This window comes from Acinetobacter sp. YH18001 (assembly GCF_013416975.1).
GTDB lineage: Bacteria > Pseudomonadota > Gammaproteobacteria > Pseudomonadales > Moraxellaceae > Acinetobacter > Acinetobacter pseudolwoffii.
In genome coordinates this window covers 1-25,523 of record NZ_VPEU01000027.1, presented here as the reverse complement: position 1 = coordinate 25,523, position 25,523 = coordinate 1, and the positions used below count along the sequence as shown (strand labels likewise).

Genomic DNA, 25,523 nt, shown 5'->3' with positions numbered 1-25,523 from the left:
AAATCATCAGGCTATCATTCATATTCTCGTCCAATCTTCATGCTGCCAATATGCTGTAGAAATCCCCTTCTGATGCTCAAGGACTTTAAATTCTGATTCTTCACCCTCATACTTAAACACAAGAGTAAATTAGAGACATGACATGCGCGTAGATATCTGGTCAGATGTGGTTTGCCCCTTCTGCTATATTGGTAAAAAACGTTTAGAAGCAGCTGCACAAGAAGCAGGCATTGAACTTGAAGTGCATTGGCACAGTTACCAGCTCGACCCTGAAGCACCAGTGCGCCAGGAAGTGTCCAATTCTGAGCGTCTGGCACAAAAATATGGTCGTAGCGTAGCTGAAGTCGAAGAAATGCAGCGTAATATTGCCGAGATGGCCAAAGCTGAAGGCATTGAATTTAACTGGGAAGGTGCCAACTCAGGCAATACTTTCAATGCGCATCGTATTATTCATCTGGCGCAAAGCAAAGGTTTGGGTACTGATGCACAGGAAGCTTTCTTCTATAGCTATATGACGCAAGGCTTGGCCATTGGAGAGCGTGAAACACTGGAAGATGTCGCAGCACGTATTGGCCTGAATCCGGTCGAGGTCGATGACTTACTGGACTCTGATGAATTTTCCGATTTTGTCAAATTTGATCAGGAAGTGGCACAGGATCAGCTCAAAGTGACTGGTGTACCTTTCTTTGTTTTTGATCAACGTGTGGCCTTGGCAGGCGCGCAGCCTAAAGACGTGTTCTTGCAGGTTTTTGAGAAAGCGCTGGAGACTGCAGCAGAAAATCCGGCTGAATAATACTCAACAGAGAGTTGCAATACGCCTAGGCAATCGAACTCAGAAAATTTATAAAAACATCCCCATTTCAGATGGGGATGTTTTTTGCATGTCATTTACACTCATTGACTTAGTCGACCAGAAAACTAATTTTTAAATTTACACGATATTCCGTGATTTTATTTTCTTTGATGACCACCTTCTGTTCATTGATCCAGGCACCTTGTACATTTTTGATGGTTTCTGTGACTTTTTGAATACCGGTTTGAATCGCATCTTCAAAGCTTTTCGTACTGCTTGAATTAACTTCCACCACTTTTGCAATTGCCATAATGAAACTCTCATTGTAAACATGAATGAAAATCCATCTTAGTTCATTCCCACAGGATTGCAGCAGCGCGTAAACAAGCGACAGCAAAAACTTACATGGATTGAACAAAGCTTTCATCTGAGCAGATGAAAATCTGTTGACCTTATTTTGGCAGTTCATGGTATTCAAATTTCCATTGTGACTAACAACCATAAAAGCCCCATAAACAGCTGAAACCCAGACTAGAGCAAATACACTAATATATTGTTTTGTAGAATAATTTTTCTAATTTTTTAGGTGCTGCTTTTGCCGAATCTATCATTTTCTATTCAGCCTTATTTGTTATGATTTCACCCAAATCAAGTTTAAATACTCTCCCCTCTGCTCAAGTTATTGAGCACCCTGATATTAAAGGTCGTCCCATGAATGCTCTTAAATTTGCTTTCGCAGCAACTGTTATGGCTTTTTCTGTTCAAGCATCAGCGCAAATGGCACAAGTGGTTTATCTGCCAGACTTTCCGGCAAGCAAAGCACCTGCTGAAACTGTAAATACAGAAACTGCAACGCCGGCAACTGAAAAAACTGCTTAATACCCAACAAGTTTTTATGCAAACAGGCTGATTGATTCAGCCTGTTTTTTTATATCGATTTAATTTAGCTGCTCTCTGAAGAAAATCTGTATTTTAAAAATTATCGATCATTTCATATTTTGTTATTTTCCATTGATATTGATCGCTTTTTTGTCATTAAATTTACTAGTTTATAAATATAAAACAGTTAAAATAAATCACTATTTCATGTGATCTACGCATATAATTGTAGCAATATAAAAATACTGATAATACAAAAGCATTGTTATGAACAGACTTCAGGCATTGGTGCAGGGCAAAATTTCACCTCAGTCCATTTCTATTGATTTTCTGATTGAAATGGCAGAACGCCATACAGATCCTCATTCTGCTGAATACAAATTAATCGAGTTGGCGCTGAATATGGTGCTGGCCCAAACTTTGGATAAAGCGCTAAAACATATCTAGAGATATAAAATGAACGCTTTAAAAAAAGCACACTTAGTCAAGGAATTACATGAATTGATCCAGCAACTGGAGCATCAGGCTCTACCTCTGTACGACGTGGCCCGTTTCAAAAAAAGAATTCGTGATATCTTTAATCTTTGTGATGAACCTATTTTTAAAAATCAGATTTTAGCGTTTAAAGCCCAGACCCAGCCTGAACTTGCTGCCTATCAATTTTCCGCCAGTACCCCCTATCATCTAAGTTTTTGTGGTTATTTCACTGAAATTCCAGCTCTGGAAAAGGCACTGTATACCCAGCCAGATATAGGCTGGGCAATTCTACATCATCCTGAGCGTGGCTGGCAGGTCTGGCTAATTCCGGCACCGAAGCATCCTGCACTAAACAGTGAATGGAATGAGTTACAACAATGTTCTATCTGGCTGTCACAGCAACAATTGACAACCGGTCTGCAAGCGGCTCCTCCATTGACTGTACCGGCCTTATCCCTGAATGAAGCAGAAGCCAGCTTAAAAGCGGCGGCAACGACTCGATATCATCGTGGCCGACAAAAAGCAAAAATCAACTCATTAAGCTTAAATCATTCAGATGAACCACACATTCAGATACAGGCCACGTCTGAGTATCTAGATCATCCATTACCCACTGAAACTGCGATTGTGCAGGAAAAAATTATTGTCCCAGAAGTGATCGATTTTCCCACCGAGATTCAACTGGGAGACGTGATTGCGCAGGTTCAGCCTTTGACTCCGGAAGATACCAATCTCCAGCGGCTTTGTGCTTTAGAATTGGAACCTGATGTCGGGCATCCAGCCTATCTGGATATTGTGCTGTACTATGCCGCAGAAGATCACTGGCAGGCACGCCAAGTTTATTTGGTGGAGCAGCTGAATCGGCAAGGCCAGTTTATTAAATATCTGATGCTTTTGGGTGCATCAAGTCAATTACAGGCGCACTATTGTATTGAGCATTGGTTGAGTCAGCATCAGTATCAGGCTGCTGCGATTAAATCGCTGTCGTGGCCTCAATTAAGTACAGGTTTCACGCAATTGCATCTGTTGTCAAAAGCCTATTTGCAACAAGCAGAAATAGTCTGGACACAACCCGATTATTATCCTTATATTCCGGCAGATTCGATTCAGAAACAAAAATTTATCTCATTTGAGGAAGCCCTTGCGGATTTCTCTACACCGATACTCTTATTGCAAGAACATCAGCGAATACGCATGATTCATGGTGAAAAACGCCTGTCTCTCGCAGAGGATGAACTGGCCTATCCATCTATCTTGCTGCAACGTGATCAACAGCTAAACTGGCAAAAAATTCACACGATTATTTTAATGATGTCGCAACCCATTCAGGTCATGGAGCTTTATCAGGCAATTCAGACTCAAATCATTGAATAATTGCTGTTATTTTGTAGCTTTAACTTGCTTTTTATCGCTATATTTAAGAAAACTACAGCTGAATAAAAGAATACAAGAGTAATAAATATCTCATGCAAATAAATCGAATTACTCAGATCTTCCTGCTCTCTCTTGGCATGGGAATCAGCAGTAGCATGTCTTGGGCAAATTCAGTAAAAGATGCTTCTTCAGACCAGGAAAAAAACTCGGAGAGTGTTGAGCCGGCACGTTCAGGACTTCTGGATCAAATTCCGCGTTTGATTGATGCAACACCAACCATTCTTCCAGAGCAGTCGAATACCGCCATCGTCCCGCCAACGCTAGAAACGGAAAATCATTCATGGGCCGATCAGAAACAGAAAGGCATCCGAGAATGGGCAGATCGTACTGCGCATAAGATTGACAACTGGTTCGGTGAAACTGATCCGGATCAGCCGGCTGCCGCCACACTGCGTGTCATTTTGGATAATCGCTGGGATGAATATGAGGGCTATGAGATTAAGCCCCGTATCCGTGGCAGAATCAAACTTCCCACCTTAGAACAAAAGCTGAGTCTGGTCTTCGGTGATGACAGTCTGGACAATGAATTAGACAGTAATGTCGCGATTACCAATGAAAATCCGGCAACATCTGGAGATAAGCGTCTCGATACCAAGCGCGCACGCCAGGATAACAGCTCATTCGCCTTACGTTGGTCGGAATGGTCAGACCGGATTCCTTTTGAAACCGATCTGGATCTAGGTTTACGCTCCGGAGATGATATCTACCTGCGCGTCAAAGCCAGTAAAGATTGGACACTGGAAAATGACTACTTTTTTCATGCCGAACAGATTTATCGCTACGGGATTCAAAGTGAAAACTATTTGCGTACCAATCTGGAACTGATCCATGCCCGTCCCAATCAGGCATTTTTTTCCAATCAGCTCAGTCTGACCTATGCAGATGATCAAGATGACGATCTGACCTGGGACAACTATACCTTTAGGCAACATCAGTTTTTTCAGGACAACCGTTTTAGCTATGGTATTTATACTGGCGGTTATCTAAATGACAAGGATCTGCGTCTTAATCGCTGGGGACCATATGTGTCCTGGAGACAGCCTTTTTTACGTGAATGGTTTTTTGTACAGACCGACCTCAACTATCTGAATGATCATCGCGAAGATCGTGATCACTATGTTGGTGCTTTGGTGCGTTTAGAGGCATTGTTTTAAACTCAAGCGCGGTGCAGATATAAAAAATCCCTCCGTAGAGGTAATGCTGATTAGTTAAGGAGTTTAGAAATAGACTCTTTAACTTTTTAGTCGTTCACGACGGAGTCTTAAATTTATAAATCAAATACTTAAAAATAATTTTTTACTTTGGTTTCGCCCAAATGAGAAGCGAAGCTTCGCAAGGAAGGCATCTTGCGGAGCAACACTCCTCACCGCAAAACTCGTCAGCCACCATCGATTAGTAAATTTGTCGCAGAAACAATCATTTTTAAATCTTGCGGTGCAATACACCTCATGCCTCAAACAGTTGCGAATGACTTTTCTATCTATCAGATATAATCATGAATTTGAAAAAGAAAATGCCAGTCAATTCCTTAACTGACTGGCATTACTCCGTAGAGGGATTTTTTAGCTTAAAGCATCATGCGTTAAGCAAGCAATAAGCTATTGATACGCTTCACATACTCAGCAGGATTTTCTGGTAATCCGCCTTCTGCAATCACCGCTTGATCAAAGATCACATTGGCCAGATCATCAAACTGCGCTGAGCCATCCAGTTTTTTCACCAAAGGATGTTCCGGGTTGATTTCCAGAATCGGCTTCATATCCGGTACAGGCTGACCTGCATCTTTTAGCATACGGATTAATTGTGGAGATAGTTCCCCTTCTCCAGTCACCAGACAGGCCGGTGAATCGACCAGACGCGTAGTCACGCGCACTTCTTTGGTCTTGTCTTTGAGTGAATCAGTCAGCTTCTCGACCACCGGTTTAAACTGGGCTGCGGCTTCTTCAAGTGCTTTTTTCTCTTCAGCATCCTGAAGATCGCCCAAATCAACTGCACCCTTAGACACGTTTTGCAACGGCGTGCCATCGAACTCATTCACAAAGTTCATCGCCCATTCATCTACGCGTTCGGTCATGAGCAGAACTTCAATGCCTTTCTTCTTGAACAGTTCCAGCTGCGGTGAATTCTTTGCAGCATTCAGGCTGTCTGCAGTCACATAATAGATGGCTTTCTGGCCATCTTTCATGCCTGCTTTATAGTCTGCCAATGACGTGCTGACTTCATCATTGTTCGAGGTTGCATAACGCAGCAGTTTCAAAATACGTTCACGGTTGGCAAAATCTTCACCCAGGCCTTCTTTCAACACTGAAGCAAATTCCTGATGGAAAGTCTTGAATTTTTCCTGATCTTTTTCATCTTCAGATTTGGCCAGATGATCCAGAATCGTCAGGATACGGCGGGCATTCCCGTCACGGATGGTTTTCACATCGCGGCTTTCTTGCAGTAACTCACGGCTGACGTTCAGTGGTAAATCGGCACTGTCTACCACGCCTTGTACAAAGCGCAGGTAATTCGGAATCAGATTATCCGCATCATCCATAATAAAGACGCGTTTCACATACAGCTTGATGCCGGCTTTTGATTCACGGGTGAAAATGTCATGTGGGGCTTTGCTTGGAATATACAATAACTGGGTATATTCAGTACTGCCTTCCACCCGGTTATGCGCCCAAGCCAATGGCGCCGTGAAATCATGGCTTAAGTTTTTATAGAACTCGACATATTGTTCTTCAGTAATTTCAGACTTGCTCCGTGTCCAGAGTGCGCTGGCCGAGTTAATCGCTTCCCACTCATCAGTCTTGACATACTGGCCACCTTTCGGTGTTTCACCTTCAGCCGCTTCTTCCTCCTGCCAGACTTCTTTTTGCATCTGGATTGGCAGGCTGATGTGGTCTGAGTATTTATTAATAATTTGCTTAACCTTATGGCTTTGCAAATAGTCCAGCGCATCTTCACGCAGATGCAGAATAATATCGGTACCACGGCCTGCTTTTTGAATTTGCTCAACTTCAAATTCACCAGTGCCGCCACTAATCCAGCGTACACCTTCAGATGCATCTGCACCGGCACGACGTGATTCTACCGTGATCTTGTCTGCCACAATAAAACCTGAATAGAAACCGACCCCAAACTGGCCAATCAGCTGGGCATCGGCCTTCTGGTCACCGGTCAGTTTAGACATAAAGTCTTTGGTGCCCGATTTGGCAATGGTGCCTAAATTATCAATAGCTTCCTGTTCGCTTAGACCAATTCCGTTATCTGAAATGGTAATGGTCTTATTCTCTGCATCAAGGCTGACACGAACGCGTAAATCCGGATCATTTTCATAAAATTCGGGATGATTGATCCCTTCAAAACGCAATTTGTCACAAGCATCCGAGGCATTCGAAATCAGTTCGCGCAGAAAAATTTCAGGGTTTGAATAAAGCGAATGGGTCACGAGATGTAGTAACTGAGCCACTTCAGCCTGAAAACTATGTTTTTGTGCGTTAGACTCGCTCATTAATCACTCCTTTTATTTTAAATACAGGTCAATACTGTTGCCTATATGAATGGAGTGAGTTCCTCAATTTTCAATAGTCAGTGGTATATTTTTTCACAAGATATTTTTGAGCACTTGGTCTGGCAGGATTTTAATCTTTGCCAGACCGACTGTCAGACTTAATAAGGCCCAAGCTTATAAATGCGCTGAAACTGCAAGTCCAGTTGCTGTTGACGCATATTATAGACTTGGTTCAGGCAAGAGACCGATTCCAGACACTGGTCGCGAAACTGCAACCATTTGACCTGATCGCGCTGTATCACTGAACGCGTGCCCATGGGAACCATACGCCGTAAGATATGATAGCTGGTACTCATTTTGACATCGGCATCATTAAGCAGACGATGTTCACAAATGGCTTTTTCGGTCACGGTTTCAGCTTTCTGACAATCAAAACTTGCGGCATAGGCAGGTGCGACCAACAGGCCGCAGAAGATCACAATACTCTTCATTAAAAATCTCATGCTGATCTTCCTTATTATTCAATTATTAAGTCGTATTCAATTAATATTTACTTTATTCGTTTTAATATATTTGAACATTGCCAATCTGCTCAATTTCAATAGGTTATAAATCGTTGTTATTTTGAAAAAAAAAGCCTCATACAAGATGAGGCCTTTGGAAAATCAATCCAGAAATATGAAAGCTTAGAATTTATAGCTATAGCCGACTGTATATACCCAAGGATTAACTTTCAGCTCACCAATGTTCGTACCATTGAGCTCTAAGTCTGTTTCAACCTGAGCATAACGCACATCTGCATATACACCCCAGTTTTTGGCATCGGCTGGCTGAAAGTTGAAACCGATCTGACCGGCTACACCATAGGCGACATCCGCCTCCAATTTAGCACCTTCAATTGCAATTTCTTCATCCCAAGGAACCACTACGGTTGCACCAATACCGACATAAGGAGTAAAGCGGGTTGAATTTTTAAAGTTGTATTTAGCGGTCACTGTAGGTGGTAAATGTTTGAAACTTGCTACGTTCTCCCCTACACCTTCAATGCTTACATCATGTTTAAAAGGCGTCGCCAATAAAAGCTCTACAGAAATAGGAGAGTTATCAAAAAAATATTCTACTGAAGGAGTAAAGCCCACCTCATTACTTACAATTGCCTTACCGCCTGCAATAATACCGTTATCATCATTTTGTGGCGCCAATACAGAACCACCGACTTTCACTTGCCATTGACCTGCCATCGCCGATGCAGAAAGACCCATTAATGCAATTAGAGCAACTTGTTTTAACATTTTAAAATACCCCACTGGAAGATTATTTATTAAGAATTTAAATATTAATTTAATGATAAACGTGGAGGGATTTAACATGCAATAGAGATTATAAAACTAAATTATAAATATTATTTAAGTTATTGTTTTTATATATTATTTATTTTAAATATACTAAATTGGTTGGTTTTAATACCAACCAATCTAATCAGATTTAAATAAGGTTATTTAAAGAAATAAACTCATTTTTATATTTAAAACCATTAAAACATGTATTTTAAATATATATTATAAAGCCATTTAAAATACCCCTTGAGTGAATTTAATATTCACTCAAGTCCGTATAATTAAATTACAGCACCATCGCCGCAATCCAGCCAAAAATCATCAGCGGGATATTAAAATGAATGAAAGTTGGAACCACACTGTCTTTCATATGGTCATGCTGACCATCCATATTCAGACCGGATGTTGGGCCTAGAGTAGAGTCTGAAGCTGGAGAGCCGGCATCGCCTAAAGCCGCCGCAGTCCCGATAATGGCAATGGTCGCAGCCGGGCTGAAACCAAACTGGATACACAGCGGAACATAAATAATCGCCAGAATAGGAATAGTCGAGAAAGACGAACCAATGCCCAATGTGATCAGCAAACCAATCAACAGCATCAGAAATGCGGCCAGTGCCTGACTATTACCAATCCAGTTCACTGACGCTTCAACCAAGGTTGGTACCTGATTAGTCGCTTCAATCACCGCGGCAAAGCCTTGTGCCGCAATCATGATAAAGCCAACTAGCGCCATCATGCGCATACCAGTAATGATCACATCATCCGCTTCTTTCCATTTAAAGATCCCGGCACAACTCAGGATCGCGACACCGACCAGACCAGCCAGAATCATCGAGTCTGAATAAAGCTGTACCGCCAATGTGGCAATAACTGCAAGACCTGCCATCCAGATGGTAAATTTGGCAATCTGCGGTTTAACCTGCTCAGCCACACCCAATTCAGCGGAAATACTTTGCTGTTCCTGGACATGAATATCTTGATATTGACGTGGTTTGCGATAGCTAATAAAGATCGCCACCAATAAGCCTACAAACATCCCGAATACTGGAATTGCCATCGCAGATGGAATCTGGTCATAGCTAATTTCAAATCCGTATGGCTTACCAAAGGTATTGATGTTATGTCCGAGAATATCATTCAGGAAGATTGCACCAAAACCGACTGGAATCAGCATATAGGTTCCCACCAGACCAAATGTCAGCAAACAGGCAATCAAACGACGGTCGAGCTTTAAATGGTTAAATACAGTCAATAATGGTGGAATCAGGACTGGAATAAAGGCGATATGTACCGGAATCACGTTCTGGGAAAATACCGCAGCAATGGCTACTGTAAAAAAGATCAGATATTTCACCCGGTTTTGTGCTTTAAAATCAGCCTCACCTTTTAAGGTGTTGATCATTTTATACGCCAACAAATCCGGCAAACCTGAACGTGCCAACGCCAAAGCAAATGCACCTAAAATACCGTAAGCCAAGGCAATTTTGGCACCGCCGCCCAAGCCATTGTTAAACGCGTCCAAGGTTCCCTGGAGGCCAAGACCTGCCAGTAAACCACCTGTAACAGCACCAATGACCAGGGCAAAAACCACAGGTACACGTGCCAATGAGAGTCCGAACATGACTCCAATAGCAGCAAGAATTGCGAACATAATGAATCGGAATAGAGAGAAAGCGGCTATTTTATCAGAAAATTCGGATAAAAATTCCGCCACTTTTCCTTTCAGCAGTCATGTTCAGTGCTGAGGCTGATTAGACGACTTCAGCAGATTGACGCTGAATAAAGTGATCAATTAATTGAGCCACTTGTTCTGGCTGGCTCAGAATTGCCCAGTGATTGGCGTCCAGTTCCACTTTAGAGAAATTATCGACCCATTTTGCCATCTCATCGACCAGATCAGGCCCGACAAACTGGTCATATTTCAGTACAATCGCTTGTACCGGACAGATGGCAAAGCGCTGCCGTGGTCGGGCCAAACGCGGTAAAAAATTGGCCCGATACAGGTTTACCCCATACTTGCCATCTTTGACGATCTTCCGGTTCAGCGGCAGATCGTCCCGTCTTTCTAATTGCCGGACAATCTTGGCCCAGCGCTGCGGATTAAAAAAATTCCAGGCCAAGGGGGCTAGTAAAGGCAACTGAAATACCGCGATATACCAGGACTTGCTCATTTGCTTTAAAAATTTTGCTTTGTCTTGATTGAACTGCTCGCGCATCCAGAAAGCAGCATGATCCAGACAAGGGCCAGACAGCGTGCTATAAGACAGAATTCGGCCTTTGAATCTTAAATCTGTGACAGATTCCCAAGACTGAATTGAACCCCAGTCATGCGCTGCCAGATGAAAACCACGATTCGGCAATACCTTGCTCACTACCTCTTCCAGATCCTGACTTAAGCGTGCCAAGCGGTAATCCGAGATTTTTTGAGGAATACTGGACTCACCTGCGCCGCGCACATCGTAGCTCACAACAAAATAATCCTGACTCAAATAAGCAATGACTGGCTCCCAAACCGCTTGATGATCGGGGTAGCCATGAACCAGTACCAATGCCGGCCGTGTGGGCTGTCCGTAAGTTTTAACGCAAAGACGCTGCTGATCCGTGGTATCGACCCATTGCATTTCCATGTTTTGATCCTGTTGTTGTTATTGACCGCATAGTTTATAAATCGGAATAATTTATCAATGCCAGCGCATTTTTGTTGCTCTAGTATGCATAACTACACAAGAAAAAAGAATGTCAGCATGAGCCTATTCCAGAAAATTCAAAAACTGCCTTTGGTTTCAAAATTTATTCTGAACCGCTATGCCCCCTATCGTGGTGCAGGCATCGAAATTGATAAAATTGATTTTAATCATTATCACATTCGGGTCAAAATGCCACTGACCCATAAAAACCAGAATATTGTCGGCGTACATTTTGGTGGCAGCCTGTATTCGATGGTCGATCCTTTTTATATGTTACTGCTGATGCATCATTTGGGGCCGAAATATCTGGTCTGGGATAAAGGTGCCAGTATTCAGTTTTTGGCTCCTGGCCGCGGCACCGTGATCGCGGACATCCGGATCTCTGCTGAAGAAATCAGCACAATTATCAATTTGGCGGCCAACAATGCACCTGTATACCGCAATTATCAGCTAAATATCTATGATGAAGCCGGGGTCAGGATTGCGGAAGTAGAGAAAACGGTTTATATCCGGCGAAAACAGAGCAAAGGGAAAAGCCTATCTGTCAAATAAGATAAAAGCGCCCATATGGCGCTTTTAAATTTAGATTATTTTACAAGTGAAACAGGACTTAACGACGACGGTTATCCTGTTCAATGGCAGCTCCGGCACCACCACCGATGGCACCACCGATTGCAGCACCGGCATTACCACCAAAGATGCTTTTACCGACTGCTGATCCTACCGCACCACCTACACCACTATAGGTTGCATTACGGTTGGAACCACCTTGGGATTTACTACCTACTGCAGCACCGGCACCACCACCAATCGCAGAACCGACACCACCACCGACACTATTACCTACGCCACCACCGACGGCACCACCTAAGGCAGCAGCACCAATACGTTGATTTTTGCTCGACATGTTTTCACAACCTGCCAGCATAAAGGTGGAGAGAGTTGCAACTGCCATCACACCCATTAATTTTTTCATGACTTTGGCCTTCCTTTTCATACTTTAATTTAGCTTATCTTCATTTTATAAAACTAAAACATGGAGCGTGTTACTTCTCTCGGTATTCCTGCTGAGTTTTGTAAGTATCAATGGATTATTCCGCTGTTTAGCCTTTAATTAGCTTTTAATTTTTATGTATTTAAGACAAAAAAAGACGCCCGAAGGCGTCTCTTTTTTAGCTTTAACTTGAATTAGAATTCTTCGTTAAATGCTTGACTTAAAGCTTGATCAACATCAGAGAAGTCATTGTGCAGTTCAAATTCTGCAGCTTCTGCTTCTTGACGACGACGCTCGAGATGGTAAGCCAAACCTGTACCCGCTGGGATCAGACGACCTACAACCACGTTTTCTTTCAGACCGCGTAAGTCATCTTCTTTACCTGTTACAGCCGCTTCAGTTAACACACGTGTGGTTTCCTGGAACGATGCAGCAGAGATGAACGAGTCAGTCGAAAGCGACGCTTTGGTAATACCCATCAATAGACGTTCAAACTTCGCAGGGAACTTGTTTTGTGCAAGAACTGCTTGGTTTTCCTGTACAACACGGATGTAATCCACTTGTTCGCCTTTGATGAAGCTGGTATCGCCACCATCAGTGATATCCACTTTACGCAGCATTTGACGTACGATGACTTCAATGTGCTTGTCGTTGATTTTTACACCTTGCAGACGGTATACGTCCTGAACTTCGTTCACGATGTAGTTGGTCAGCGCCACTTCACCTTTCAGACGTAAAATGTCATGCGGGTTCTGTGGGCCGTCAGAAATGGTTTCACCACGGTTCACATGTTCGCCTTCGAACACGTTAATGGTACGCCATTTCGGAATCAGCTCTTCGTAAATCTCAGAGCCATCATCCGGTGTAATCACCAGACGGTTCTTACCTTTGGTTTCTTTACCGAAGCTCACAACGCCCGATACTTCTGCAAGGATTGCATGCTCTTTCGGCTTACGTGCTTCGAACAAGTCAGCTACACGCGGTAGACCACCGGTAATATCACGGGTACGTGAAGATTCTTGTGGTACACGACCAATAACGTCACCGACACCAATCGTTTCGCCATCACGGACAGAAAGAATGGTGTTTTGTGGCAAGAAGTAGAACTGTTCAGTGCCTTCAACTGTGTCTAACACTACAGCAGGACGCAAATCTTTACCTGACGCAGGACGTGAAGTCACTGGCAAGATTTCGATGGTTGACATACCTGTTGCATCATCAGTTTTCGAAGTCACGGTCACGCCATCAGCGATCTGGCTGAAACGCACTTTACCTGCAACTTCTGTTACCAATGGATGTGTATGCGGATCCCAAGTCGCCACGATACCGCCTGCTTCTACAGCTTCGCCATCTTTTAGCAAGATAGACGCACCGTAAGGCAGTTTATAGCGCTCACGCTCACGACCTAAATCATCCGCGATACCGATTTCACCTGAACGTGAAGTCGATACCAAGTGACCTTTGGCATGTTGTACTGTTTTCACGTTGTGGAAACGCACTGTACCCTGGTTACGAACTTGTACGCTGTTTGCAGCAGACGTTCGGCTTGCAGCACCACCCACGTGGAAGGTACGCATAGTTAACTGTGTACCTGGTTCACCAATCGATTGAGCTGCCATGACACCAACAGACTCACCCGGGTTCACCTGATGACCACGCGCCAAGTCACGGCCGTAACATTTCGCACATACACCGAAAGTAGACGCACAGTTTACAACCGAACGTACTTTAATTTCGTCGACACCTTGGCTTTCGATAAACGTCGCCAGTTTCTCGTCAATTAAAGTATTACGTGGAAGCAGAACTTCGTCTGTACCGACACGTTTCACATCTTCAGCAACCACACGACCCAATACTCGTGCACCCAAGTTCTCGATGACATCGCCACCTTGAATGAATGGTGTCATTACTAGACCGTCGAAGGTGCCACAATCTGGCTCGGTAATCACCAAGTCTTGCGCAACGTCTACCAGACGACGCGTCAAGTAACCAGAGTTCGCAGTTTTCAGTGCTGTATCGGCCAAACCTTTACGCGCACCGTGTGTCGAGATGAAGTACTGGAGTACAGTCAAACCTTCACGGAAGTTCGCTTTAATTGGGGTCTCAATGATCGAGCCATCCGGCTTCGCCATCAAACCACGCATACCCGCCAACTGACGAATCTGAGCTGCCGAACCACGGGCACCCGAGTCAGACATCATGTAGATCGAGTTGAATGATTTTTGCTTCTCGTCTTCACCCTGTTTGTTTTTAACAGTCGTGAAAGACAAGTTGTCCATCATCGCTTTAGCAACCTGGTCATTGGTACGCGCCCAAATATCGACCACTTTGTTATAACGTTCGCCGGCAGTTACGAAACCTTGTTCGAACTGTTGTTCGATTTCACGAACTTCAGCTTCCGCTTTACCAATAATGACTTGTTTTTGCGGTGGAATAACCATGTCTTCCATACCGACAGATACACCTGAACGCGTCGCCTGACGGAAGCCTAGGTACATCAATTGGTCAGCGAAGATAACAGTATCTTTCAGACCCAATTTACGGTAGCAAGAGTTAATTAACTTCGAGATGTTTTTCTTGGTCATCTCAACGTTAATTTGCTGGAAATCCATACCTTCAGGCACAACTTCCCAAAGTAGGCAGCGACCAGGTGTGGTATCTACAATAATGGTTTGATGTTCACGGTTGCCATCTTCATCGATGACAGTCTGGTGTACACGTGCTTTAACGCGAGCGTGTAGATCAACCTGACCTGTTGCCAGTGCACGGTTTACTTCGTGAGTATCCGCGAACACCATGCCCTCACCCTTGGCATTGATTGCATCACGCGTGATGTAATACAAGCCCAAGACAACGTCCTGAGACGGCACGATGATTGGCTCACCGTTCGCTGGAGACAAGATGTTGTTGGTCGACATCATTAACGCACGCGCTTCTAACTGCGCTTCAAGTGTTAATGGGACGTGTACCGCCATTTGGTCACCATCGAAGTCGGCGTTAAACGCAGCACACACGAGCGGGTGTAGACGGATCGCCTTACCTTCAATCAGGATCGGTTCAAATGCTTGAAGACCTAGACGGTGAAGTGTTGGCGCACGGTTCAACATCACTGGATGTTGACGGATCACGTGAGCAAGAACGTCCCAAACTTCTGGCGTCTCGCGCTCAACCATTTTCTTCGCAGCTTTAATGGTGGTTGCTTGACCAGATGCTTGTAGTTTCGCGAAAATGAATGGCTTGAACAGTTCAAGTGCCATTTTCTTCGGAAGACCACATTGGTGCAAACGCAGGTTTGGACCAACGGTAATGACCGAACGACCTGAGTAATCGACACGTTTACCCAATAAGTTCTGACGGAAACGACCTTGCTTACCTTTGATCATATCTGCCAAAGATTTAAGCGGACGCTTGTTCGAACCGGTAATTGCACGACCACGACGACCGTTGTCCAACAATGCATCGACAGACTCTTGCAACATACGTTTTTCGTTACGTACGATGATGTCTGGCGCCGCAAGGTCAAGAAGACGCTTCAAACGGTTGTTACGGTTAATCACACGACGGTAAAGATCGTTCAAGTCAGAAGTCGCGAAACGACCACCTTCAAGTGGTACCAACGGACGAAGGTCTGGTGGCAGAACTGGAAGTACAGTCAACACCATCCATTCTGGCTTGTTGTTCGAATCGTTGAATGCTTCCATCAACTTCAAACGCTTAGAGGCTTTTTTCAGCTTGGTTTCTGAAGTTGTCACAGGAATTTCTTCACGAAGACGCGCAATTTCAGCTTCAAGATCGATGTCTTTCAACAAGTCTTGAACCGCTTCTGCACCCATTTTCGCTGTGAATTCATCACCGTGTTCTTCCAACGCATTGAAGTATTCTTCATCGTTCAGAAGCTGGTATTTCTCAAATGGGGTCATACCGGGATCGGTAACCACATAAGATTCGAAATACAATACGCGTTCGATATCACGTAGCGTCATGTCTAAAAGAAGACCGATACGGCTCGGCAATGATTTCAAGAACCAGATGTGCGCAACTGGAGAAGCTAGCTCGATGTGACCCATACGTTCACGACGAACTTTCGCAGTTGTTACTTCAACGCCACATTTTTCACAAATGACGCCTTTGTATTTCATACGCTTGTATTTACCACACAAGCATTCGTAATCTTTTACTGGACCAAAGATTTTGGCACAGAACAAACCATCACGTTCCGGTTTGAACGTACGATAGTTAATGGTTTCTGGCTTTTTAACTTCACCGTGAGACCATGACTTAATCATTTCTGGTGACGCAAGACCAATACGGATGCGGTCAAACTCTACAGGAGCATGACCGTCTGAATCCGTCTTTTTGCGCATGATATCGAGCAAGTCTTTCAATTTTTTTCTCCGTGTGTCGAGGAGATTTTCACTTCTCGACTGGGTCACAAATATTGTTTTTAACTGAATTGGGAATCCCAAGAATCCCCCTAAGTCCCCCTTTATAAAGGGGGACTTTCACCTCTTTCTTAAAGAGGTGAGAAGCACTGCTTCGCAAGGGAGATTCAATGGAACTAATTAGTCACCATTTTTCAGTTCAATGTTGATACCTAAAGAACGGATCTCTTTGGTCAATACGTTGAACGATTCAGGCATACCCGGGTCCATATAATGGTTACCATCTACAATATTCTTGTAGATACGGGTACGACCTTCAACGTCATCCGATTTCACAGTCAGCATTTCTTGTAGCGTATATGCTGCACCGTAAGCTTCTAGTGCCCAGACTTCCATCTCACCGAAACGCTGACCACCGAATTGTGCTTTACCACCCAGCGGCTGTTGCGTGACTAGAGAATAAGAACCAGTTGAACGCGCATGCATCTTGTCATCAACCAAGTGGTTCAGTTTCAGCATGTACATATAACCTACAGTTACTGGACGGTCGAAACGCTCACCAGTACGACCATCATATAATACTGTCTGACCAGTACTTGATAGACCTGCAAGTTGTAACAATTCTTTGATCTGACCTTCTTCAGCACCATCGAATACAGGTGTTGCCAAAGGCACACCAGCACGCAAGTTACCAGAAAGTTTCAAGATTTCTTCATCAGTCAAGCTGTCAAGATCTTCTTGCTCGCCACCAACTTTGTTATAAATCTTGTCCAGGAAATCACGAAGCTCAAGTACAGTACGCTGTTCTTTCATCATCTTGTCGATTTGATCGCCAAGACCTTTGGCAGCCATACCCAAGTGAGTTTCAAGAATCTGACCCACGTTCATACGCGATGGTACGCCCAGCGGGTTCAGTACGATATCAACAGGTACACCATTGGCATCGTGTGGCATGTCTTCTACCGGCAAGATGTTTGATACAACACCCTTGTTACCGTGACGACCGGCCATCTTATCACCCGGCTGGATGCGACGTTTTACCGCAAGATAAACTTTAACTACTTTCAATACGCCAGTGGTCAGCTCATCGCCTGTAGAAAGTTTGCGTTTTTTCTCAGCAAATTTCTCGTCAATTTCGAAGCTCTTCTCTTTCAAGAACACTTGAATTTGCGTTAGACGTTCAGCGATTGCTTCATCAACCGGTTGAATTTCAAGAAGATCAACAAGCTCTAAACCAGACAACACGTCTTCAGACAGTTTGTCGCCACGTTTAGTGGTACCGCCACCATTCGACTCTTGACCGTTCAACAAACGAATTACACGTTCACGTGCTGCTTCTTCAAAGATCTTGAACTCTTCTTTCAAGTCTTTACGGTAAGCATCAAGCTGAGCTTTTTCAATTGCTTGAGCACGTTCGTCTTTTTCAAGACCATCACGTGTAAACACTTGAACATCAATCACAGTACCTTTGGTACCAGATGGAACGCGTAAAGATGAATCTTTAACGTCAGCTGCTTTTTCACCGAAGATTGCACGAAGCAATTTTTCTTCCGGCGTTAGCTGCGTTTCACCTTTAGGCGTCACTTTACCAACAAGAATATCACCTGCTGTTACTTCAGCACCGATGTAAACAATACCTGATTCATCAAGTTTAGAAAGCGCTGCTTCACCCACATTCGGGATATCGGCCGTGATTTCTTCAGCACCAAGCTTAGTATCACGTGCGACACATGACAATTCCTGGATATGAATCGAGGTTAAACGGTCTTCTTGAAGTACACGCTCTGAAAGTAAGATCGAGTCTTCGTAGTTATAACCGTTCCAGGTCATGAATGCGACGCGCATGTTTTGACCAAGCGCTAGCTCACCGCCATCAGTCGATGGACCATCAGCTAATACGTCACCACGACCCACTTTATCGCCCAGGTTCACCAGAACTTTCTGGTTGATACAGGTGTTTTGGTTTGAACGGGTGTATTTGATCAGGTTATAGATATCTACACCTGCCTCACCTGCGATCATCTCCTCTTCGTTCACACGAATCACGACACGAGATGCATCAACAAACTCGATACGACCACCACGCTGAGCGATCACACATACACCAGAGTCATGTGCTACGTTCGCTTCCATACCCGTACCTACGAGTGGTTTGTCAGCGATTAACGTAGGAACAGCCTGACGTTGCATGTTTGAACCCATCAATGCACGGTTGGCATCATCGTGTTCAAGGAATGGAATCAGTGACGCAGCCACAGATACAACCTGCTGAGCAGATACATCCATATGCGTTACTTTTTCCGGTGGCATGCGTACGAAGTCACCTTGGTGACGTACAGATACAACTTCTTCTAATAAATTACCATCAGCATCTACTGCAGAATCGGCCTGTGCAATCACAGTACCCACTTCTTCAATCGCAGACAGGTATTCAATGTCCATGGTTACACGGCCATCAACTACTTTACGGTAAGGCGTTTCCAGGAAACCGAAGTTGTTCGCTTTAGCATATACAGAAAGCGAGTTGATCAAACCAATGTTTGGACCTTCCGGCGTTTCAATTGGACATACACGACCGTAATGCGTTTGATGTACGTCACGCACTTCAAAGCCTGCACGTTCACGCGTCAAACCACCGGGACCAAGTGCTGATACACGACGCTTGTGCGTGATTTCAGACAACGGGTTGTTTTGATCCATGAACTGAGACAACTGGCTTGAACCAAAGAATTCTTTGATTGCAGCAGCAACAGGCTTCGCATTGATTAGATCTTGCGGAGACAGGTTATCTGTTTCAGCTTGAGATAAACGTTCTTTAACAGCACGTTCTACACGAACCAGACCGACACGGAATTGGTTTTCTGTCATTTCGCCCACAGAACGAACACGACGGTTACCCAAGTGATCGATATCGTCGACTTCACCTTTACCGTTACGGATTTCAACTAATGTTTTCAATACATCAGTGATATCTTCGTTCGAGAGAATACCTTCAACTTCACGCGACTTCTGGTCTGTACCCACTTCATAAGGGCGACCCAAACGACGGTTGAACTTCATACGACCGACTGGAGACAAGTCATAACGCTCAGAAGAGAAGAACAGGTTATTGAACAGGTTCTCAGCTGCTTCTTTGGTTGGTGGCTCGCCCGGACGCATGACTTTGTAGATTTCTACTAATGCTTCTTCACGAGTGGTCGTAGTATCTGCACGTAGAGAATCTGCAACGAATGAACCACGGTCGATATCATTGGTGAACAGAACATTAAACTGCTTCACGCCGCCTTCTGCAATTTTCACCATGACTTCATGGCTCAATACGGTATTTGCAGCAATCACGTCGCCATCTTTTAATGCGATGTCTTCAGCCGTGATACGCTCATACAAATACTCATCAGGCACTGCAAGTTTTTCAAGACCTGAAGCTTCCATCTGACGTACATGACGCGCGTTAATACGTTTACCTTGTTCAACGATTGCCTTGCCATCTTTATCCAAGATGTCAAATTGTGCCATTTCGCCGCGCAGACGTTCCGGCACCAAGTCAATTTGATAGCTACCCATGTCAAGATATACAGGGACTTTCTCGTAGAACATGTTGAGAATGTTTTCGTTGCTATAACCCAGCGCACGCAGCACCACAGTCGCAAGTAATTTACGACGACGGTCAATACGTACATAGACCAGGTCTTTGGCATCGAATTCAAAATCTAACCATGAACCACGGTAAGGAATGATACGCGCTGAATAAAGGACTTTACCACTTGAGTGAGTCTTACCTTTATCGTGGTCAAAGAATACGCCTGGTGAACGGTGTAATTGAGATACGATTACACGCTCGGTACCATTAATTACAAAGGTACCGTTATCCGTCATCAATGGCATTTCGCCCATATAGACTTCTTGTTCACGTACGTCTTTAATTGACTTCGTTTCACGATCTTTCAGGATCAAACGAATTTTTACACGCATTGGTGCTGCATAAGTTGAGCCACGAAGAATACATTCGCGTACATCAAACTCAGGCTTACCAAGACTATACTCAACAAATTCTAAAGCAGCATTGCCAGAATAACTTTCTATAGGAAAAACTGAACGAAATGCGGCTTGGAGACCGATATCTTCGCGGTTTTTTGGTGATTTGCCATCTTGTAAGAACGTTCTGTACGAGTCGACTTGAATCGCGAGCAGGTACGGAGCATCCATAACGCTAGGCAATTTACCAAAATTCTTACGGATCCGTTTCTTTTCGGTATATGAGTATGCCATCTGGAGTCCTCGGAAAGTGTAAACCAAGCCCGCCTGCAGAACGGGCTCAGAAGGAATTACGCTGGCCGATATGGCCACCACTCTTTACAAATGCTGCAATTTTTAGTGGTATTAAAACGCTTATCAATATTTTTTTACTGAAAAATATTGGTAAACGTTTGTTCATTATGTTTATTTTTAATTTGTATGATTTTTATATCATGCAAACAAAAATCGAGCCGATTATTGTAACGCAAAAAGGCTGATGACCCAAGAGCCATCAGCCAATTTTTGGAGCTGATTATAAAAAAACCGGCTCCCTTAAGCTATTACTTAAGAGTAACTGTAGCACCAGCTTCTTCAAGTTTCTTCTTAAGTTCTTCGCCTTCTTCTTTAGAAACGCCTTCTTTAAGAACTGTAGGAGCGCTTTCAACCATGTCTTTAGCTTCTTTCAAGCCAAGGCCAGTTGCTTCACGAACTGCTTTAATTACAGCAACTTTGTTTGCGCCAAAAGAAGTCAATTCAACATTGAATTCAGATTGCTCTTCAGCAGCAGCAGCAGCAGGACCAGCAGCAACAGCTACAGCAGCAGCAGAAACGTTGAATTTCTCTTCGAAAGCAGAAATAAGTTCAACAAGTTCAAGAACAGTTTTTTCAGCAACTGCGTTTAGGATTTCTTCGTTTGTTAAAGCCATGAGATTAACTCCAAATGGGTATTGAATGATGTGTGTGTAAGTTTGAGCTTAAGCAGCTTCTGACTCGTTTTTCTCTTGAAGCGCTGTAAGTAAGCGGCCCAATTTCGAAATAGGAGCTTGAAGAACGTTTGCAAGCATAGTAAGCGCTTTCTCTTGGTTCGGAAGATTCGCGATAACGCTAACTTCTTCGCCTTGATAAAGTTTGCCATCAAATGCAGCAGCTTTAAGTTCAAATGCTTTATTAGTTTTAGCGAATTCTTCGAACAAACGTGCAGCAGCACCCATGTCGTCTTCAGAAGTCGAGAAAGCTAAGATTGTTGGGCCAACAAGGTTGTCGTTCAAGATATTGAATTGAGTATCTTGAAGAGCGCGTTTAGCCAAAGTGTTACGCACGATACGTGTGTGAACACCTAGTTTACGAGCTTCAACGCGAAGAGCAGTTAATTGCTCAACAGTTAAACCTTGATAGTCAGCAACAACAGCAGCAAATGCAGTAGAAGCAACTTCAGTTACTTCAGCTACGATCTGTTTTTTGCCTTCGATAAGAAGAGCCATTGTAAAACCTCCTAACGGTGATTTATGTACTTACGCGAAGTACACTCCCAATTCGTTAATCCATCACTGGATTAACACGCGGAGGATGAACAAATCACACCACCGCGTCTACGCAGGCTGGACGATTAAGAGCGAAGCATAAAACTCCCCTCGCCCGCGGTCTTTGACGCTGATAAATTTTCATTTATCAATTCAAAGTTTGCCTAAGTTTGCAAAATACGACGGAGCGTTTCTTGCGTAAGTTTTAAAGCAGTGCTTTAAAACTTACTCAGGGCTTTAAAATTCTGTATAAGTCGAGACTTATTTAGAAACGTTTGCTACATCAACGATCAAACCAGGACCCATAGTTGAGCTCAAAGTGATCTTTTGAATGTATACGCCTTTAGAAGTCGCAGGTTTCAAACGTTTCAAGTCAGCAACAAGTGCTTCAACGTTTGAACGAACAGCTTCAGCAGTGAAACCTACTTGACCGATCGCAGCGTGGATAATACCCGCTTTGTCTACGCGGTAACGTGCTTGACCAGCTTTTGCATTTTTAACTGCAGTTGCTACGTCAGGAGTTACCGTACCCACTTTAGGGTTTGGCATTAAGCCACGTGGACCAAGGATCGTACCAAGTTTACCTACAACGCGCATTGCATCTGGAGCAGCAATTACAACGTCAAAGTCAAGGTTACCCGCTTGGATGCTTTCAGCAAGATCATCGAAACCAACAACGTCTGCGCCTTCAGCTTTAGCAGCTTCAGCAGCAGCGCCTTGAGCGAATACAGCTACACGTACAGTTTTACCCGTACCTGCAGGAAGTGTAGTCGCGCCACGAACAACTTGGTCAGATTTACGAGGATCAACACCTAGGTTTACCGCGATATCCAAAGATTCTTTGAATTTAGGAGCTGGAAGGCTCTCTAAAACTGCAACAGCTTCTTCTAGCGTGTAAACTTTGTGCGCTTCTACAGCAGCTACGATCGCTTTTTGACGTTTAGTTAATTTAGCCATGTCTTAAAGCTCCACTTCCAAGCCCATAGAACGCGCAGAACCAGCAATGGTACGTACACGTGCGTCTAAATCAGCACCAGTCAAATCTGGTTCTTTAGTAGTCGCGATTTCTTCGATTTGAGCACGAGTCAACTTACCAACTTTAGTTTTGTTAGGTACAGCTGAACCCTTCTGGATACCAGCAGCTTTCTTAAGAAGAACAGCAGCAGGTGGAGTTTTCATGATGAATGTGAACGACTTGTCGTTGTACACAGTGATCACGACTGGAATTGGTAGACCAGCTTCAACTTTTTGTGTCGCAGCATTGAATTCTTTACAGAATGCCATGATGTTCACACCACGTTGACCTAGTGCAGGACCAATCGGTGGAGATGGATTCGCTTTACCAGCTGGAACTTGCAGCTTGATATAGCCGTCAATCTTCTTAGCCATTTCAAATTACCTCTGGGTGCAAACGCCGGTGAAGGCTCCCCAATGATTTCAAGTAACGATACCGTTACAACAACAATGCCTGATTTGCACGCAAATCAGGCGTTTTCAACCCAAACCAATTAAACTGATTTTTCGACTTGACGAAATTCCAGTTCAACTTGAGTTGGACGGTTAAATACATTAATGGTCAGCGTTAAACGTGACTTTTCGTACTGAACTTCTTCCACCACACCTTTAAAGTCCGTGAATGGACCGTCAACTACGAGTAATTCTTCGCCTGGTTCAAACATCGTCTTAGGACGAGGTGCTTCACCAGTATTGCGTACACGCGCAAGAATTGCATCAGCTTCTTTTTGCGTAATTGGCGCCGGTTTTTCCGCCGTACCACCAATAAAGCCTAAAACTTTCGGACATTCTTTAACAATGTGCCAAGTGTCGTCATTCATTTCCATTTCGACTAGAACATAGCCAGGAAAGAACTTGCGCTCTGATTTACGTTTCTTGCCATCCTTCATTTCTACCACTTCTTCGGTAGGAACCAGGACTTCACCAAAGCTATCGGCAACAGCGCTACGCTGGATTCGATCATTAAGCGAACGCATTACTTGTTTTTCATAACCTGAATAGGCATGAATAATGTACCAACGTTTCATAGCTCTCTTACCCGATAATAAACTTGATTAACCAGCCTAAAATATAATCGAAACACCATAAAACAATGGAGGTAATTACGACTACAACAAGAACTTGCCAAGATGTGGACACAGTCTCTTGCTTGGTAGGCCAGGTCACTCGACGGAGCTCGATTCGTGCATCTTTCAGCAGACGAATAAAGCCTTTGCCTTGATGGGTGGCGTATAATAAACCGAATGCTGCAACGATACAAGCCAAAATCACCCCAACACGCACCCAAATATCATTCGCAGGGGCCCAGTATGCTGGTAAATATTGGTTTACCATCATTGCACCAACCAATAAAATCAAGGCGATAACCCATAGAACCATGTCTAATGGAGAACCAGAACTTACATCTACTGCAGGATTATTTCTTTGAGGAATTGCCGCTTCGCCTAATGCGTCGCGTGATTTTTCATTCGACATTTTTGTACTCGTCGTAGGTTTCGCGACTTATTATATGACCAATTTTGCCGACATCAAGCGTCTTTTTCAAAACTTGGCAGGTCAGGAGGGACTCGAACCCCCAACATTCGGTTTTGGAGACCGACGCTCTACCAATTGAACTACTGACCTGCAAAATAACAAGTTGGAGCCTAAACCCCAACCCGTTTATCTTATTCTATGATTATGCAGTTACTTTAGCAACTACACCAGCACCCACTGTACGACCGCCTTCACGGATCGCAAAACGTAGACCTGGGTCCATTGCGATTGGGTGGATTAGCTCTACTGACATCTCAACGTTGTCACCAGGCATAACCATTTCCACGCCTTCTTTAAGCGCGATCGCACCAGTTACGTCCGTAGTACGGAAGTAGAACTGTGGACGGTAACCGTTAAGGAATGGAGTGTGACGACCACCTTCTTCTTTAGAAAGTACGTATACTTCCGCATCGAATTTAGTATGTGGCTTGATCGCACCTGGTTTAGTCAATACTTGACCACGTTGTACGTCTTCACGCTTAGTACCACGTAGAAGAACACCACAGTTCTCGCCTGCACGACCTTCGTCAAGCAATTTACGGAACATTTCAACGCCAGTAACTGTAGTTACTTGAGTATCACGGATACCAACGATTTCAACTGATTCGCCTACTTTAACAATACCAGTCTCTACACGGCCAGTTACTACTGTACCACGACCAGAGATTGAGAATACGTCTTCAATTGGCATAAGGAATGGAAGGTCGATTGCACGTTCTGGCTCTGGAATGTAAGAATCAAGTGCTTCAACCAGTGCAACAACAGCGTCTTCGCCATACTGACCAGCTTCACCGTTAAGTGCAGCAAGTGCAGAACCGCGGATTACTGGAGTGTCATCGCCCGGGAAGTCATAAGTAGAAAGAAGTTCACGAACTTCCATTTCAACCAGCTCAAGAAGCTCTTCGTCGTCTACAAGGTCGCATTTGTTCAAGAATACAACGATGTAAGGTA

At 43.9% G+C, this 25,523-nt stretch carries 23 protein-coding genes and 1 tRNA gene; 7 read left to right on the top strand and 17 right to left on the bottom strand.

What is annotated here, in order from left to right; translation table 11 throughout:
- Positions 1-142: 142 nt before the first annotated feature.
- Entirely contained in the window at positions 143-793 is a 651-nt protein-coding gene (locus tag FTV48_RS09700; RefSeq protein ID WP_005095305.1) for a DsbA family oxidoreductase, read from the top strand.
- A 109-nt stretch (positions 794-902) separates the two neighbouring features.
- On the opposite strand, the gene FTV48_RS09695 is transcribed toward FTV48_RS09700, so the two are convergent.
- Complete coding sequence (locus FTV48_RS09695) at positions 903-1,103, bottom strand: dodecin family protein (protein ID WP_005095303.1); 201 nt, start codon at positions 1,101-1,103, stop codon at positions 903-905.
- Positions 1,104-1,426: 323 nt separating this feature from the next.
- Here FTV48_RS09695 and FTV48_RS09690 point away from each other — a divergent pair, with 323 nt between their 5' ends.
- The 4 genes from FTV48_RS09690 (at position 1,427) to FTV48_RS09675 (ending at position 4,737) form a co-directional block, all read left to right on the top strand.
- A complete protein-coding gene (locus FTV48_RS09690; RefSeq protein ID WP_180000149.1) occupies positions 1,427-1,672 on the top strand; it encodes a hypothetical protein in 246 nt (81 codons plus the stop codon).
- 267 nt (positions 1,673-1,939) lie between these two features.
- Positions 1,940-2,119: a hypothetical protein gene (locus tag FTV48_RS09685; protein WP_005095300.1), complete on the top strand. Its 180-nt coding sequence runs from the start codon at positions 1,940-1,942 to the stop codon at positions 2,117-2,119.
- 9 nt (positions 2,120-2,128) lie between these two features.
- Positions 2,129-3,523, top strand: coding sequence for a hypothetical protein (locus FTV48_RS09680; protein WP_180000157.1), 1,395 nt, complete (start codon positions 2,129-2,131; stop codon positions 3,521-3,523).
- Between the two features lie 92 nt (positions 3,524-3,615).
- Positions 3,616-4,737, top strand: coding sequence for a hypothetical protein (locus FTV48_RS09675; RefSeq protein WP_180000155.1), 1,122 nt, complete (start codon positions 3,616-3,618; stop codon positions 4,735-4,737).
- Positions 4,738-5,165: 428 nt separating this feature from the next.
- Here FTV48_RS09675 and htpG read toward each other — a convergent pair whose 3' ends face one another.
- From htpG to FTV48_RS09650, 5 genes are all read right to left on the bottom strand, one after another.
- Entirely contained in the window at positions 5,166-7,085 is a 1,920-nt protein-coding gene (htpG, locus tag FTV48_RS09670; RefSeq protein ID WP_159516170.1) for a molecular chaperone HtpG, read from the bottom strand.
- Between the two features lie 158 nt (positions 7,086-7,243).
- Positions 7,244-7,588: a lysozyme inhibitor LprI family protein gene (locus FTV48_RS09665; protein WP_005095291.1), complete on the bottom strand. Its 345-nt coding sequence runs from the start codon at positions 7,586-7,588 to the stop codon at positions 7,244-7,246.
- A gap of 183 nt (positions 7,589-7,771) precedes the next feature.
- Positions 7,772-8,377: an OmpW family protein gene (locus FTV48_RS09660; RefSeq protein ID WP_034608816.1), complete on the bottom strand. Its 606-nt coding sequence runs from the start codon at positions 8,375-8,377 to the stop codon at positions 7,772-7,774.
- 331 nt (positions 8,378-8,708) lie between these two features.
- Positions 8,709-10,073 (bottom strand): Na+/H+ antiporter family protein, encoded by a 1,365-nt coding sequence (locus FTV48_RS09655; protein WP_005173021.1) that lies wholly within the window; start codon positions 10,071-10,073, stop codon positions 8,709-8,711.
- A gap of 100 nt (positions 10,074-10,173) precedes the next feature.
- Positions 10,174-11,049, bottom strand: a complete 876-nt coding sequence (locus FTV48_RS09650; protein ID WP_074383932.1) for an alpha/beta fold hydrolase — start codon at positions 11,047-11,049, stop codon at positions 10,174-10,176.
- A 117-nt stretch (positions 11,050-11,166) separates the two neighbouring features.
- Here FTV48_RS09650 and FTV48_RS09645 point away from each other — a divergent pair, with 117 nt between their 5' ends.
- Positions 11,167-11,661, top strand: coding sequence for a DUF4442 domain-containing protein (locus FTV48_RS09645; protein ID WP_218945908.1), 495 nt, complete (start codon positions 11,167-11,169; stop codon positions 11,659-11,661).
- Positions 11,662-11,719: 58 nt separating this feature from the next.
- On the opposite strand, the gene FTV48_RS09640 is transcribed toward FTV48_RS09645, so the two are convergent.
- The 3 genes from FTV48_RS09640 to rpoB form a co-directional block, all read right to left on the bottom strand.
- A complete protein-coding gene (locus FTV48_RS09640; RefSeq protein WP_180000151.1) occupies positions 11,720-12,085 on the bottom strand; it encodes a DNA transfer protein p32 in 366 nt (121 codons plus the stop codon).
- A 212-nt stretch (positions 12,086-12,297) separates the two neighbouring features.
- Entirely contained in the window at positions 12,298-16,488 is a 4,191-nt protein-coding gene (gene rpoC, locus FTV48_RS09635; RefSeq protein WP_005173031.1) for a DNA-directed RNA polymerase subunit beta', read from the bottom strand.
- 177 nt (positions 16,489-16,665) lie between these two features.
- Positions 16,666-20,754, bottom strand: a complete 4,089-nt coding sequence (gene rpoB, locus FTV48_RS09630) for a DNA-directed RNA polymerase subunit beta (protein ID WP_005095277.1) — start codon at positions 20,752-20,754, stop codon at positions 16,666-16,668.
- Here rpoB and FTV48_RS09625 point away from each other — a divergent pair.
- Positions 20,748-20,999, top strand: coding sequence for a hypothetical protein (locus FTV48_RS09625; protein WP_034608820.1), 252 nt, complete (start codon positions 20,748-20,750; stop codon positions 20,997-20,999). The genes rpoB and FTV48_RS09625 overlap by 7 nt on opposite strands.
- Before the next feature lie 63 nt (positions 21,000-21,062).
- Here FTV48_RS09625 and rplL read toward each other — a convergent pair whose 3' ends face one another.
- The 8 genes from rplL to FTV48_RS09585 all read right to left on the bottom strand — a co-directional run.
- Positions 21,063-21,428, bottom strand: coding sequence for a 50S ribosomal protein L7/L12 (rplL, locus tag FTV48_RS09620; protein WP_005095274.1), 366 nt, complete (start codon positions 21,426-21,428; stop codon positions 21,063-21,065).
- A 48-nt stretch (positions 21,429-21,476) separates the two neighbouring features.
- Positions 21,477-21,983, bottom strand: coding sequence for a 50S ribosomal protein L10 (gene rplJ, locus FTV48_RS09615; RefSeq protein WP_005095272.1), 507 nt, complete (start codon positions 21,981-21,983; stop codon positions 21,477-21,479).
- A gap of 300 nt (positions 21,984-22,283) precedes the next feature.
- Positions 22,284-22,979, bottom strand: coding sequence for a 50S ribosomal protein L1 (gene rplA, locus FTV48_RS09610; protein WP_005095271.1), 696 nt, complete (start codon positions 22,977-22,979; stop codon positions 22,284-22,286).
- 3 nt (positions 22,980-22,982) lie between these two features.
- The gene (rplK, locus tag FTV48_RS09605; RefSeq protein ID WP_004278614.1) at positions 22,983-23,411 is read right to left on the bottom strand and encodes a 50S ribosomal protein L11; all 429 of its coding nucleotides are present in this window, start codon (positions 23,409-23,411) and stop codon (positions 22,983-22,985) included.
- A gap of 119 nt (positions 23,412-23,530) precedes the next feature.
- Complete coding sequence (nusG, locus tag FTV48_RS09600) at positions 23,531-24,064, bottom strand: transcription termination/antitermination protein NusG (protein ID WP_004278615.1); 534 nt, start codon at positions 24,062-24,064, stop codon at positions 23,531-23,533.
- A gap of 7 nt (positions 24,065-24,071) precedes the next feature.
- Positions 24,072-24,512, bottom strand: coding sequence for a preprotein translocase subunit SecE (gene secE, locus FTV48_RS09595; protein WP_005095267.1), 441 nt, complete (start codon positions 24,510-24,512; stop codon positions 24,072-24,074).
- Positions 24,513-24,586: 74 nt separating this feature from the next.
- Positions 24,587-24,662, bottom strand: a tRNA-Trp gene (locus FTV48_RS09590).
- A gap of 52 nt (positions 24,663-24,714) precedes the next feature.
- On the bottom strand, positions 24,715-25,523 hold an 809-nt coding region (locus FTV48_RS09585; RefSeq protein WP_180000122.1), incomplete at its 5' end, for an elongation factor Tu.

What these genes read in the sequence shown, in the direction of transcription:
- FTV48_RS09700 (WP_005095305.1), top strand. Translation starts at nt 143, where the DNA reads ATGCGCGTAGATATCTGGTCAGATGTGGTTTGCCCCTTCTGCTATATT.
- FTV48_RS09695 (WP_005095303.1), bottom strand. Translation starts at nt 1,103, where the DNA reads ATGGCAATTGCAAAAGTGGTGGAAGTTAATTCAAGCAGTACGAAAAGC.
- FTV48_RS09690 (WP_180000149.1), top strand. Translation starts at nt 1,427, where the DNA reads ATGATTTCACCCAAATCAAGTTTAAATACTCTCCCCTCTGCTCAAGTT.
- FTV48_RS09685 (WP_005095300.1), top strand. Translation starts at nt 1,940, where the DNA reads ATGAACAGACTTCAGGCATTGGTGCAGGGCAAAATTTCACCTCAGTCC.
- FTV48_RS09680 (WP_180000157.1), top strand. Translation starts at nt 2,129, where the DNA reads ATGAACGCTTTAAAAAAAGCACACTTAGTCAAGGAATTACATGAATTG.
- FTV48_RS09675 (WP_180000155.1), top strand. Translation starts at nt 3,616, where the DNA reads ATGCAAATAAATCGAATTACTCAGATCTTCCTGCTCTCTCTTGGCATG.
- htpG (WP_159516170.1), bottom strand. Translation starts at nt 7,085, where the DNA reads ATGAGCGAGTCTAACGCACAAAAACATAGTTTTCAGGCTGAAGTGGCT.
- FTV48_RS09665 (WP_005095291.1), bottom strand. Translation starts at nt 7,588, where the DNA reads ATGAGATTTTTAATGAAGAGTATTGTGATCTTCTGCGGCCTGTTGGTC.
- FTV48_RS09660 (WP_034608816.1), bottom strand. Translation starts at nt 8,377, where the DNA reads ATGTTAAAACAAGTTGCTCTAATTGCATTAATGGGTCTTTCTGCATCG.
- FTV48_RS09655 (WP_005173021.1), bottom strand. Translation starts at nt 10,073, where the DNA reads ATGTTCGCAATTCTTGCTGCTATTGGAGTCATGTTCGGACTCTCATTG.
- FTV48_RS09650 (WP_074383932.1), bottom strand. Translation starts at nt 11,049, where the DNA reads ATGGAAATGCAATGGGTCGATACCACGGATCAGCAGCGTCTTTGCGTT.
- FTV48_RS09645 (WP_218945908.1), top strand. Translation starts at nt 11,167, where the DNA reads ATGAGCCTATTCCAGAAAATTCAAAAACTGCCTTTGGTTTCAAAATTT.
- FTV48_RS09640 (WP_180000151.1), bottom strand. Translation starts at nt 12,085, where the DNA reads ATGAAAAAATTAATGGGTGTGATGGCAGTTGCAACTCTCTCCACCTTT.
- FTV48_RS09625 (WP_034608820.1), top strand. Translation starts at nt 20,748, where the DNA reads ATGCCATCTGGAGTCCTCGGAAAGTGTAAACCAAGCCCGCCTGCAGAA.
- rpoB (WP_005095277.1), bottom strand. Translation starts at nt 20,754, where the DNA reads ATGGCATACTCATATACCGAAAAGAAACGGATCCGTAAGAATTTTGGT.
- rplL (WP_005095274.1), bottom strand. Translation starts at nt 21,428, where the DNA reads ATGGCTTTAACAAACGAAGAAATCCTAAACGCAGTTGCTGAAAAAACT.
- rplJ (WP_005095272.1), bottom strand. Translation starts at nt 21,983, where the DNA reads ATGGCTCTTCTTATCGAAGGCAAAAAACAGATCGTAGCTGAAGTAACT.
- rplA (WP_005095271.1), bottom strand. Translation starts at nt 22,979, where the DNA reads ATGGCTAAATTAACTAAACGTCAAAAAGCGATCGTAGCTGCTGTAGAA.
- rplK (WP_004278614.1), bottom strand. Translation starts at nt 23,411, where the DNA reads ATGGCTAAGAAGATTGACGGCTATATCAAGCTGCAAGTTCCAGCTGGT.
- nusG (WP_004278615.1), bottom strand. Translation starts at nt 24,064, where the DNA reads ATGAAACGTTGGTACATTATTCATGCCTATTCAGGTTATGAAAAACAA.
- secE (WP_005095267.1), bottom strand. Translation starts at nt 24,512, where the DNA reads ATGTCGAATGAAAAATCACGCGACGCATTAGGCGAAGCGGCAATTCCT.